This is a genomic window from Adhaeribacter sp. (assembly GCF_057359045.1).
In genome coordinates this window covers 1-11809 of the sequence record NZ_JBMQUD010000150.1, presented here as the reverse complement: position 1 = coordinate 11809, position 11809 = coordinate 1, and the positions used below count along the sequence as shown (strand labels likewise).

Sequence of the window (11809 nt, the reverse complement as noted above, 5' to 3'; positions counted from 1 at the left end):
TATAGCGGAATATTTCGCCGGTAGGACCGTAAGGCGGTTGCACTTCCGGGTTGATGCCTTCGGGTAAATCCACGTTCATGAGCATGTTATTAACCTGGATGCGCGCGTAATCGTCGGTTACTTCATCCTCAAACAATATTTTAACCACCGATAACCCAAACAAGGTGGTAGAGCGCACGTCGGTTTTTTTCGGAACCGAGTTCATGGCAATTTCTACCGGCACCGTCACAAATTTTTCAATTTCCTCGGCGCTGCGGCCCGGCCACTGGGTAATAATGGTAATTTGGGTGTTGGTTACATCCGGAAAGGCTTCAATGGGGGTGTGGCGGTACGAGACTACCCCGGCAATTACCATTACGCCCGTTACCACAAAAATAAACCCTTTGTTCTTCAGCGAGAACCCAATCAGGTTTGATATAATTTTTTTCATGAATTTAATATTTTACAACTCTAAAGGCCAAAGCCAAGCGAGCAGGGAATAGGGTAAAGGTTAATCCGGCCGGTTCTCTTTTTTAAGAAAATCAGCCGGTTTTTTTCAGGTTTTATTTTGACGGTTGGCGGTAAAATCAAGGAGAAGTTGCCGGCCGGAGCTGGCGTTCGGTTTAACTATTCAGGGCGTTGTACACGAGCAATTGGTTCTGGGAAATTAACTTTTCGCCTTCTTGTAACCCATTTTTAATATAAGTTTGGCTGCCCGAGGTTTTGAATATCTCCACTTCCCGGATTTCCAGGTCGCATTTCTTGCGGTAAACCACCACAAAGTTGCGGCTCTTATCAAAAATAATGTCCTGCGACGCCACGGTTATCATTTGTTCGTTACCGGGATAGCCGTATTTAACCCGCACGGTGGCAAACATTTCGGGTTTAAGCAAATAATCGGGGTTTTCCATCCGGATGCGTACCTTCATCACGCGGGTTTCCGGGTCAATAATATTCATGGATTTGTCAATCTTGCCCCGGAAGACTTTATCGGGATAGCTGAGCGTGGTTACTTCCACCTCCTGGCCGCTTTCTATTTTGGCAATATCGGTTTCGTACACATTGGCCATTACCCAAATCTGGTTCATGCTGGAAATGGTAAAAATATTGCCGGCATCGTCGGAGCGGATTTGGGTATCGCGGTTAATGTGTTTCTCGGCAATAAACCCTGCAGCGGGGGCTTTTACCACGTATTCCGAATTGCGGGTAATATTATATATTTTAAATATTTCCTGAATTTTCTGAATATCGGCTTTAGCGTTCTGGTGTTCTTTTTTGGCAGCCAGTAAATCGCGCTCCGAGGTTAAACCAGCTTTAAACATGTCCTGGGCTACATCCAGATTCTTTTGCGCCAGTTGTAAATTAGCCCGGGCATCTATTAACTGTTTTTCGTAATCGGCTATTTCACCACTCTTAATTACAGCCAACACTTGCCCTTTCTGCACAAATTCGCCCAGCTCTACTTTAACATCCAGCACGTGACCACCTACCAGTGGGTATATTTTAAAAACGCCTTTCTCGTCGAAAGTTACTTTGCCCGATAAGGTAAGCTCGTTTTGCACCGGGCGCACCAGGGCGGTATCTAATTTAATATTAGTAGCCAGCGAGTCGCTGAGGCAAAAAGAACTGGTGGCTGGCTCGGCCGTTACGGTTGGGGCGGTTTGGCAACTGCAAAGGGTATAGTTGCCTACAAAAAATGCGATATAACTTAATAATAATTTTCTTTTCATAACGGTTACAATTATTGGTATTGAATGACGGGCGTACCCACGGCAAAATTTATTTCTTCTAAAGCCCTGATGCGGTTGGTTTTTAGTTGCAGCATTTGGGTAATGCTTTCGGTGTAGGTTTCGTAATAATCGACAAACTCAATCAGGCTAATATTCCGTTTGCTGAAACTTTCGGTAATGCCGTCGAGGAGCTTTTCAAAATCCTGCGAAAAATTAGCGTATAAGCCAGTATATATTTTATCGGTTTCGCGCACTTTGTTGTAAGCGGCCATCACTTCCTGTTCTACCTGGTTTTGGTAATGCTGGAAATCGGTTCTGCTTTTATCTACCAGGATTTTGGCGGTTTTAATATTGCCTTGGTTGCGGTTAAAAAAGGGTAAACTAAACTGGGCCTGTAAACCCACGTAGTCGCGGATAAAAGAACCCTGCCGGTCGTAAATTGCGCCTAAACCTACATCTGGTACCGCCAACGCTTTCTGGTAATTTAATTGGGCTTCTTGTAAGGCAATATTGGTTTGGTAAAGCTTCAGGTCGTACCGGTTTTCGGTGGCTTCTTCGAGTAACTGGTCATAAATAATAGCGGTTGAAGCCGTGTTTAACCGGGTTTCGTCTAGCACCGGCAGTATAAAAGTGGTAGGTTTGGCGTTCAGTAATAAACTAATGGCAGCTTCGCGGTCGTTTACCTGGTGTACCAGTTCCAGACGTTCGTTTTCCAAGGAGAATATGAGGGCTTTCAGACGCGTTACTTCTTTTAGAGAAACATTGCCTTTTTTCAGTTGCGCTTCGTAAGCCGTAACCAGTTTGCGAATGGGTTCCGTTTTGCTCTCGTAAATAGCCAGGTTCTGGATTAAGTAAGAAAGCTCGACCAAAGAAGTCCGTAATTCAAACCGGAGCGAACGTAATAAATCGAAATATTGGAATTCAGTAAGCTTGGTGTTTATTTTTTCTATCTCAATCCGTTTGTTGCGTTTCCCGGCTAATTCAATCAGTTGCTGAAACTCCACAATATTTTGCCCCGATTTACCGGCATCGAAATATTCGTTGTTAATGGGGTTGTATATATTTTGTTCCAGCGCCAGGGTTGGGTTGGGGAACAACCGCGCCTGAATAATAGCTGCTTTAGCCGCATCAATATCTAACCGTTGCGATAATAAATTCAGGTTGTTTTTAATGAACAGCTCCTCGGCCTGGGCCATGTTCAGCCGCAGGGTGTCGGTGCGGGCATTTATTAAATTTTCGGGCTGGGTTTGCGCCGCTACGCGGAAATGGAATAGAATGGATAAAAGGAGTATAAAAAGAAATCGCTGCATGGCTTAAGTAATATTAAGTGCAGCAAAGGTAAGTTAGCCGTATTAGGCCATGGTTAGAGGAAGATTAGAATAGGATTAGAAATGGAAATAATGACGAAGTAAAACAGCTACTGTTGTAATACTTCCTGATTTAATCTATTTAAGAATCAAGATAAAATTAAACCAGAATTTTTACAGATTATTATAAATAACACAGTAACCATTTTCGTTAATAAAAGGTAAGGAATATTTAATTTTAGAGATTAATATTTATATATTTTATAAGTTATTAACCATTTTTAAAGATAATTTTTTAATTTTATTCTCTCCTTTTAAACCAAAGCCGTTTTTAGGCGCCCAAGTTCTTGGTTAAAGTAGAGCCCTCACTATTTTAGAAGTTGCTCATGTTTATTGCTTTAAGTACCTTTATTATAGCCAACGATATGGCACCAGAAGTGAAAGAAGCCTTTCTGAACCGGCCGCACCTGGTCGATTCTGCGCCAGGTTTTGAACGGATGGAAGTTTTTTGCCCCAAAGATAATCCATCGGAAATATGGCTGATGACCTTTTGGACTGATGAAGACAGTTACAAAGTCTGGCACAAAAGTCATTTGTACAGCGAATCGCATAAAGGCATTCCTAAAGGATTAAAGTTGGTACCACGCAGCGCCCAGGTTCGTTATTTCTCGCATATTTCCAGTTAGTTTTTCCGCATGCCCTTAGTTAAATTAAAGACAGCCGAGCTTATATACAAACACGAAGCAGAAATAGCCGCGGCTGCCGTAGACTTACATTATCAGCAACAGCCCGATTTGGAAACCCGTTACGGGGCGGTTGGGCGGCAGAAATGCTTGCAGGATTCCCGGTACCATTTATCGTACCTGGCCGAAGCCATTATGGCGGGTAGTACATTGCTGTTTAAAGATTATATTGGATGGGCTAAGCAAATGCTGGAAGCCCGCTATATACCCGTGCAGGACTTGCTCCTGAATATTAATTGTATAAAAGAAGTACTGGCGCAGCGCCTGCCCATCGAAAACTACATAATTGCGGCCAAATATCTGAATGGGGCATTTAACCAATTAGAGGAAGATGATCCTGAGCAGGTTACCACGTATCTGCAGGAAGATATGCCGCTTAAAAAGTTGACGGATGATTATCTGGAATATTTGCTGGCCGGCAACCGGCAGAAGGCTTGCCAGTTAGTACTCGAAGCAGTTGAAAAACAGGTAAGTGTTAAAGATATTTACCTGCATGTTTTTCAGATGGTGCAGTACGAAATTGGCCGATTGTGGCAGCTAAATAAAATTAGTGTGGCCCAGGAACACTACTGCACGGCCGCCACCCAACTAATCATGTCGCAGCTTTACCCATATATTTTTAGTACAGAGCGTAACGGCAAACGCCTGGTAGCAACCTGTGTGGCCGGCGACCTGCACGAAGTAGGGGTGCGCATGGTAGCCGATTTTTTTGAGATGGAAGGCTGGGATACGTATTATTTAGGTGCCAATAGCCCTATTGAAAGTATTTTGAAAACCATCCGGGAGCAAAATGCCCAATTGCTGCTGGTATCGGCAACCATGACTTACCACGTTAGAGCCATTGCCGATTTAATTACGGCCGTTAGGCGCGACTCCCGGATTGCCCACGTGAAAATTATGGTTGGCGGCTACCCGTTTAACGCGGCCCCGGAGCTTTGGAAAACCGTAGGCGCCGATGCCTACAGTACCGATGCCCAGCAGGCGTTGGACATTGCGAACCAATTGGTGCAAGTGGCGGCTTAATTTTATGAGTAATCAGGTTAAAACCGGAAGTGTGGTCTTTCGCTGTACAGAAATGGCGATGATTGAAGAAGTTTTATTTTCGAGTATTCCTCTCGAAACAAAAAACTTACTTAACCGGCCTTTTTCGGAATTGGCAAAATCCGATTCGCTTGACCCGATGCTGCACTTTCTGGAAGCACTAAAGCAGTTTGGCAGCGCCGAGGGCTGGCATATCCCGGTGCTATTCGGCCAAAAACAAATTTTAATAACATTTAGTGGTTTAGCCATCGACAAAGGTTTTATTATTGTCGGTAATATTTTTCAGCAAGCTGCTTCAACCCTCAATACAATTAATGCAAAACCCAGCGAAATAGGCATGAATGCGCAAATATCGTTGGAAGATAATCAGCCTTTTACCAGCGAAATGGACGAAAGCGAATTGCTGGACGAGCTGAGCCGCCTCAACAACGAATTAATTAACAGCAAGCGGGAATTAGTACGGCAGAATGTAGAACTAGAACGTTTAAAGAAGAAAGATAAACCTTGATATTTTGGTTAAGTAAATTTTATTAAGCTTTTAGTTTAATCTATTTTAACAGCATATTAAAAATATTCAGGAACATCGGTTTCGTGCATGAGACGGTGCAAGGCTCTCAACCGTGGCATGGCTTATGCACCTTGTTGGCACTCGTTTTATTTATTTTTTAATTCAAACATATTTCAAATAATCTATTTCCTCTGTCAAAATTTGCTTTTCTCCTTCGCTTAATATTTTGGCAAGCTCATTTTTTGTATTCAAACCTATTTTTAAGATTTCAAGCCATTTCGGGTCATTTAGAATGGCTGCACGGTCATAGTTATCATTATTTGGTGCATTATAAGTATTAAGCTTTTGGTGCCAGGATTTGATTGTTTCAAATTCTTGATTCGATATCCAATCTCTTTCCAATTGATTTCTATAATTGTCGTCAATTGATAAATCATCAAAGTAGCAACACACAAATTCTACAAATGACCAATGAGGGTTTGTCTGAGTTCTGTCAAGCCAAGATTTTCTTTGCAAGTCAAGCGAGGTCAATTCATTCATACAACTGAGCCACCTTTGTCTCCATAAATCTTTGGCAGTATTCTTCATTTTCGATAGTAAATGAGTGCTAACGGTTAGGCTAAACGATGGGCGAGGCCATCGGCCGATGGTTGACGTTTAGTTAGTGTGTCGTGCCTTTCATTTATTACCATTGCTTTTCAATTCTGTTCAACCTGCCGTTTTCAAAAATTACATTCACTCTTTCTAGTGCTACTGTGTCAGAATTGAAGTCCATGTACTCGTAAAGTCGATGCCTTTTGAGTACTCTTTCTGCTTCGGTTTTAGTTAAGTCTGTTTTGTTTATTAAGTCGGCTAGGGTTTCTAAATCCTTTTCTGTATAGGAATAGCCTTCACGCATATGAGTTATTGTCACTCCTTGGTCAAGAATTTGGTAGAATCCCAATAATCCAGTTGCCAACAGAACTGCCAGACAAATCCAGAAAGCCAATTTCCAATTATTTTTCACTCTTTCTTTATTTTATGCATGCACGCCAACTAAATGTAAGCACCAATATTTTTATGAAGTTCGTGTACTTTAACCCAAATTAAGCTGCCCCAACGTTAATCATCTTCGTAATCAAGGCCCATAAATTTATTATAGGCTTGCTGCAATTCGGCAAATGCGTGCATATTGCCTTCTTGCCGGCTAACCTGCAAACCTTTTTTATATACTTCTTCGGCCTTATCCTTTTGCCCTAATTGATCGTACAGTTTGGCAGCATGGTAATACGTACCTACATAATGGGGGTGTTCGGTTAAAAGAATTTCGTAATATTTCTTTGATTCCTGCACATCCAACTTCAGGTACTCGGTGGCGAGTGCGTAAAGGGTAAATGGGTCGGAGGGATCTTCTTTATAAAATTCTAAAAGTTGGTCTAATCGGGAAGGGTTCATTTCTATTTGCCGTAAATTTATTTAACTTCGCCCAAATTTATAGGTATTAGATAATATTTCACACATGAAGATATTAGTTTGTATAAGTAACGTACCCGATACCACCACTAAAATAACATTTACGCCCGATAACAAAACCTTTAATACGGCCGGCGTACAATTTGTTATTAACCCTTACGACGAGTATGCCCTAACCCGGGCCATTGAGTTGAAAGAGACCTTGGGCGGTAGCGTTACGGTTATAAACGTGGGAGAGGCCGATGCCGATGCAAATATTAGAAAAGCCTTAGCTATTGGTGCCGATGATGCTATTCGGGTAAATGCCAAACCCACCGACTCTTTATTTGTAGCCCAGCAAATTGCCGGGGTTGCACAGGAAGGCAATTACGATTTAATTTTAACCGGTAAAGAATCGGTAGATTACAATGGTTTTCAGGTGCACGGCATGGTGGCCGAACTACTGGGTATACCGGCCGTTGTGCCCGCTATAAAGTTAGATGTAAATGGCAATACCGCTACTTTAGAAAGAGAAATTGAAGGGGGTAAAGAAATTGTAAACGTGCCATTGCCTTTGGTAGCCAGTTGTCAGCAACCCATGGCCGAGCCCCGGATACCCAACATGCGCGGCATTATGACCGCCCGGACCAAACCTTTAAAAGTAGTGGAGCCCGTAGAGGCCCAAACTGCCACGGTTTACGAAAGCTATAGTTTACCCGAAAAGAAAACCGGCGTAAAACTGATAGATCCCGCCCAAGCCGGAGATTTAATCCGGTTATTAAGAAACGAAGCGAAAGTAATATAACTATGTCTGTACTAGTTTTTATTGAATGCGCCGAAGGCCAGGTAAAAAAGTCGTCGTTAGAAGCGGCCACTTACGGTAGCCAGTTGGCTGGTACTTTAGGTACTACCGCGGCGGCAGTGGCTATCGGCGATATAAATCCGGATAACTTGCCGGCGCTGGGAGCTCAGGGTATTGTTAAAGTTTACTATAATAACCAGCCCCAGGTAAAAGATTTTTCGCCGGCGGCTTATGTAAAAGTAATTGCCCAGGCGGCCGAAACCACCAATGCCACCGTTCTGGTGTTATCTAACAGTAGTATTGGGGCAGTAGTAGGGGCTCGGTTAGCTATCCGGCTAAACGCCAGCCTGGCTACCAACGTAGTGGCGCTCCCCGAAACCAGCGGTAACAATTTTACTGTGCGGCGCAGCGTATTTTCGGGTAAGGCTTTTGCCGAAGTAAGCTTAACCGCCGACCGGAAAATATTAGCCATTAAGAAAAATGCAGTTGAAATTATTGAACAAGGCGGCACCGCTGAGGTAGCGAGCTTAGAAGTTGCCTTATCGGAAACTGATTTGGTGGGATCCCCGCAGGAAACCATAAAAGCTTCAGGACAGGTACCTTTAACCGAAGCCGATAAAGTAGTATCGGGCGGACGTGGCATGCGGGGACCAGAGAACTGGCATTTAATTGAAGATTTAGCTGCCGCCTTAGGCGCGGCTACAGCCTGCTCTAAACCGGTAGCAGACGTGGGTTGGCGACCGCACCACGAGCACGTAGGACAAACGGGTACCACTATCAGCCCTAATCTGTATATTGCCTGCGGCATTTCCGGGGCCATCCAGCACCTGGCTGGCGTTAACTCTTCCAAAGTTATTGTCGTTATAAATAAAGATCCGGAAGCCCCATTCTTTAAGGCTGCTGATTATGGTATAGTGGGAGATGTGGCGGAGGTTTTACCTAAATTAACAGAAGCCGCTAGAGCTTTGAATCAATAGAATCGAAACAGTGAAAAAAATTCAGCTAGAAATTTTAGGCTTATCTTCGAGCCAATCCCAGACCGGTTCTTTTGCGCTGGTGCTTGGTGAGAAAGAAGGCAACCGCCGGTTACCCATTATTATCGGGATGTTTGAAGCGCAATCTATTGCCATCCAAATTGAAAAAATAAGTCCGAACCGGCCTTTAACCCACGATTTATTTAAATCTTTTGCCCAGCATTTGCACGTAAGTATCTTAGAGGTGCTAATCTCCGACTTAAAAGAAGGCGTTTTTTATTCTAAAATTGTTTGTTCCGACGGTGAACGGCAGTTTGACCTGGATGCCCGCCCTTCGGATGCCATTGCCATAGGTTTGCGTTTTGGCGTACCCATTTATACCGTTGAAAGTGTGCTATCGGAAGCTGGTATTATTTTGAGCGATTTGGAAGAAGATGAAGACGAAGAAACCGACGAAGTTCAAACGTCTTCGGCCAGCAGTACTTCGGGCTCGGAAACAAAAAGTAACCTGCGCGATGTGTCGGTTGATGAACTGAATAAATTACTCGAAGACGCTTTGGAAAAAGAAGATTACGAAAGAGCCGCTAAAATCAGGGATGAATTAAATAAAAGAAATTAATATATCTAAAGCACCTACCTGGTTTAATGCCTTTGGTTTTAAACCTGAAAGAACAGCCAGGGCTAATAAACAAAAGCCGTATTTACTTGAGGTAAATACGGCTTTTGTTTAAATAAATAATTAGCTAACAGGGTAAATATAAATTGTTATGCTGCATGAGCAACGTATTCTATTGATTTAGATATACTATTTAAATATATTTACTTATATTGTTGATATATAATTTCTTATGCTGTTATGGTAAACTGACTAAACTAAAGATTTATCAGAATTTTCCTCATTCTCATCTTTAGATTTTAAGGTCGATAGTTCGTCTAAACTGCCCATTTCTTCTTCTACTTTTTTGGCGGCTCGCATCAGGCTGCTGGCAAATATAAATTCCCTTAATTCCTGTACATCGGTGTCCATGATGTTTTCGCGGTTACCTTCCCAGAGTTTGTTGCCTTTGTGCAGGAACATAATATTGTCACCAATTTCCATTACGGAGTTCATGTCGTGGGTTACAATTACGGTGGTAATATCGTATTCCTGGGTAATCTCGTAAATCAATTCGTCTATTTTAATGGCGGTAAGCGGGTCCAGGCCAGAGTTAGGTTCGTCGCAAAATAAGTAGCGCGAGTTTGGTGCAATGGCGCGGGCAATGCCTACCCGTTTTTTCATTCCCCCACTAATTTCGCTGGGCATTTTTTTGCCGGCATTTTCTAAACCTACCCGTTTGAGGCAAAATTCTACCCGTTCGCGGCGTTCATCTTTGGGCATGGGGGTTAGCATGCGCAACGGAAACTCCACGTTTTCCTCTACATTCATCGAATCGAACAGGGCACTGCCTTGAAACAGCATGCCAATTTTACGTCTGATTTCCTGCTTCAGGTCTAGTTTATTGTTGGTAAAAACTTTGCCATCGTAGGTAATACTGCCCAAATCGGGTTTAATTAAACCCACAATGCACTGTAACAATACACTTTTACCTGTACCGCTGGCTCCTAAAAGTAAATTGGTTTTACCTGACTCAAAAATTCCTGATATGCCGTTGAGTACTTTTACCCCGTTAAAAGATTTTTGTATGTTATGTATTTCAATCATTTTGAGAAATAATTCGCTATTAACCTTTAGCTAAATTAAAGAAGCGCTTAAATGTTATTACCTGCCTTGTAATGAAGTTTATTCATGAATTAAAGTAAGATACCGGCACATACGTAATCGGCGATTAAAACGGCAATAATGCTGTTGGTTACGGCACTGGTACTGGCTGCACCCACCTCTAAAGCCCCGCCTTTGGTATTATAACCCAGAAAAGAAGAAATGGATGATATTAAAAAGGCAAAAACAAAAGATTTAATCAGGGCAAATACAACATTATACGGAATAAAATCCATGCGTAACCCTTCTACATATTCCTGAGCCGATAAAGCACCCGTTAAGGTTCCGGCAACGTAGCCCCCCAGAATAGAAAGCGTCATGGATAGAATTACGAGTAACGGAAACATTAATAACGAAGCTACTATCTTGGGCAACACCAGGTAAGAAGCCGAATTTATACCCATTACCTCCAACGCATCTATTTGTTCCGTAATTCGCATGGTACCTAAGCCGCCCGCAATATTAGAACCAACTTTACCGGCCAATACAATAGAAGTAATGGTGGGGGCCAACTCCAGTATGGTCATTTCCCGTACCATAAAACCAATAGTAGAACGCGGAATAAAAGCATTGGTAAGGTTATAAGAAATCTGAACACAAGTAACCGCCCCAATAAACGTTGAAACAATGGCTACAATAAAAACAGAGTTTATCCCAATTAAGATGGCTTCATCGATGGTGCGGTTAGAAAGTATCCGGAAAGATTCTCCCCGACGTACTAAGGTGTTAAGAAAAAGCAAAAATTGGCCTAATGTTCTCATAATGGGCTTTTACGGAAAAAACTAAAATAACGCTGTTTATTTTGTTATGTCTATATTACGATTAAAATAAATAAACAATTACAATATGAAGAAATATATATTGGTGACCGGGGGAACTAAAGGAATCGGGCGGGCAATCATCGAAAAATTTGCTGCCGATGGCTTTCATATTATTACCTGTGCCCGCACCGAAGCCGACTTAAAAGCGCTTAAGCTGGAAATGGAACAAAAATATACTTTCTCCAAGGTTTATTACTTGGCTACCGATATTAGCGATCCTTTAGCCGTTGACGCCTTTTTAAATTATGTGCGGAGCCTGAAGGTAAAAATTGATGTGCTGGTAAATAATGCCGGAGTTTTTATACCGGGCAAAATTACCGAGGAAGATAACAATGCTTTGTCGTTTATGTTGGATAACCATGTGCTTAGTGCATACCGCATAACCAAAGGCTTGGTAGGGGATATGATTCGCCGGAAATCCGGACATATTTTCATGCTCTGCTCTACCGCCAGTATTACTCCTTACACCAACGGCGGCTCTTACTGCGTAGCTAAATATGCTTTGTTAGGACTATCTAAAGTGCTCCGGGAAGAACTGAAACCTCACCATGTAAAAGTAACCGCTATATTGCCGGGGGCAACTTTAACTGCTAGTTGGGAAGGCGTAGATTTGCCACCAGAGCGGTTCATGAAAGCCGAAGACGTTGCGGCAGCTATTAGCAATGCCTATTGTATGTCGGCCAGTACCGTGGTAGAAGAAATATTAATCCGGCC

15 protein-coding genes are annotated in these 11809 nt (G+C 42.6%); 7 read left to right on the top strand and 8 right to left on the bottom strand.

Features of this window, described 5'->3' with window-relative positions; all coding sequences use genetic code 11:
- The 3 genes from ACO1R6_RS23110 to ACO1R6_RS23100 all read right to left on the bottom strand — a co-directional run.
- Window positions 1-430 (bottom strand): efflux RND transporter permease subunit (locus ACO1R6_RS23110; protein WP_486267778.1); only part of this gene is annotated, 430 nt, incomplete at its 3' end.
- A 172-nt stretch (window positions 431-602) separates the two neighbouring features.
- Complete coding sequence (locus ACO1R6_RS23105; RefSeq protein WP_486267776.1) at window positions 603-1709, bottom strand: efflux RND transporter periplasmic adaptor subunit; 1107 nt, start codon at window positions 1707-1709, stop codon at window positions 603-605.
- A gap of 11 nt (window positions 1710-1720) precedes the next feature.
- Window positions 1721-3019, bottom strand: a complete 1299-nt coding sequence (locus ACO1R6_RS23100) for a TolC family protein (RefSeq protein WP_486267774.1) — start codon at window positions 3017-3019, stop codon at window positions 1721-1723.
- A gap of 383 nt (window positions 3020-3402) precedes the next feature.
- Here ACO1R6_RS23100 and ACO1R6_RS23095 point away from each other — a divergent pair, with 383 nt between their 5' ends.
- The 3 genes from ACO1R6_RS23095 to ACO1R6_RS23085 are packed head-to-tail and all read left to right on the top strand — an operon-like array spanning window position 3403 to window position 5308.
- On the top strand, window positions 3403-3702 hold the full coding sequence (locus ACO1R6_RS23095; protein ID WP_486267772.1) for an antibiotic biosynthesis monooxygenase family protein: 300 nt from the start codon (window positions 3403-3405) through the stop codon (window positions 3700-3702).
- Window positions 3703-3711: 9 nt separating this feature from the next.
- Entirely contained in the window at window positions 3712-4782 is a 1071-nt protein-coding gene (locus ACO1R6_RS23090) for a cobalamin-dependent protein (protein WP_486267770.1), read from the top strand.
- A gap of 4 nt (window positions 4783-4786) precedes the next feature.
- Complete coding sequence (locus tag ACO1R6_RS23085; protein ID WP_486267768.1) at window positions 4787-5308, top strand: hypothetical protein; 522 nt, start codon at window positions 4787-4789, stop codon at window positions 5306-5308.
- A gap of 162 nt (window positions 5309-5470) precedes the next feature.
- Here the strand turns inward: ACO1R6_RS23085 and ACO1R6_RS23080 are convergent, their stop codons facing one another.
- The 3 genes from ACO1R6_RS23080 to ACO1R6_RS23070 form a co-directional block, all read right to left on the bottom strand.
- On the bottom strand, window positions 5471-5896 hold the full coding sequence (locus ACO1R6_RS23080) for a hypothetical protein (RefSeq protein WP_486267766.1): 426 nt from the start codon (window positions 5894-5896) through the stop codon (window positions 5471-5473).
- Between the two features lie 97 nt (window positions 5897-5993).
- Window positions 5994-6314 carry a hypothetical protein gene (locus ACO1R6_RS23075; protein ID WP_486267764.1) on the bottom strand — a complete coding sequence of 107 codons (321 nt, stop codon included), beginning with the start codon at window positions 6312-6314 and terminating at the stop codon, window positions 5994-5996.
- A gap of 95 nt (window positions 6315-6409) precedes the next feature.
- The gene (locus ACO1R6_RS23070) at window positions 6410-6742 is read right to left on the bottom strand and encodes a tetratricopeptide repeat protein (protein WP_486267762.1); all 333 of its coding nucleotides are present in this window, start codon (window positions 6740-6742) and stop codon (window positions 6410-6412) included.
- A gap of 64 nt (window positions 6743-6806) precedes the next feature.
- On the opposite strand from ACO1R6_RS23070, the gene ACO1R6_RS23065 reads away from it, so the two are divergent.
- The 3 genes from ACO1R6_RS23065 to ACO1R6_RS23055 are packed head-to-tail and all read left to right on the top strand — an operon-like array spanning window position 6807 to window position 9134.
- Window positions 6807-7544, top strand: a complete 738-nt coding sequence (locus ACO1R6_RS23065) for an electron transfer flavoprotein subunit beta/FixA family protein (protein WP_486267761.1) — start codon at window positions 6807-6809, stop codon at window positions 7542-7544.
- 2 nt (window positions 7545-7546) lie between these two features.
- Window positions 7547-8518, top strand: coding sequence for an electron transfer flavoprotein subunit alpha/FixB family protein (locus tag ACO1R6_RS23060; protein WP_486267759.1), 972 nt, complete (start codon window positions 7547-7549; stop codon window positions 8516-8518).
- 10 nt (window positions 8519-8528) lie between these two features.
- Window positions 8529-9134: a bifunctional nuclease family protein gene (locus tag ACO1R6_RS23055; RefSeq protein ID WP_486267757.1), complete on the top strand. Its 606-nt coding sequence runs from the start codon at window positions 8529-8531 to the stop codon at window positions 9132-9134.
- 249 nt (window positions 9135-9383) lie between these two features.
- Here ACO1R6_RS23055 and ACO1R6_RS23050 read toward each other — a convergent pair whose 3' ends face one another.
- Complete coding sequence (locus ACO1R6_RS23050) at window positions 9384-10217, bottom strand: ABC transporter ATP-binding protein (protein ID WP_486267755.1); 834 nt, start codon at window positions 10215-10217, stop codon at window positions 9384-9386.
- An 89-nt stretch (window positions 10218-10306) separates the two neighbouring features.
- Window positions 10307-11035, bottom strand: coding sequence for an MlaE family ABC transporter permease (locus ACO1R6_RS23045; protein ID WP_486267753.1), 729 nt, complete (start codon window positions 11033-11035; stop codon window positions 10307-10309).
- Between the two features lie 85 nt (window positions 11036-11120).
- Here ACO1R6_RS23045 and ACO1R6_RS23040 point away from each other — a divergent pair.
- On the top strand, window positions 11121-11809 hold a 689-nt coding region (locus tag ACO1R6_RS23040), incomplete at its 3' end, for an SDR family oxidoreductase (protein WP_486267751.1).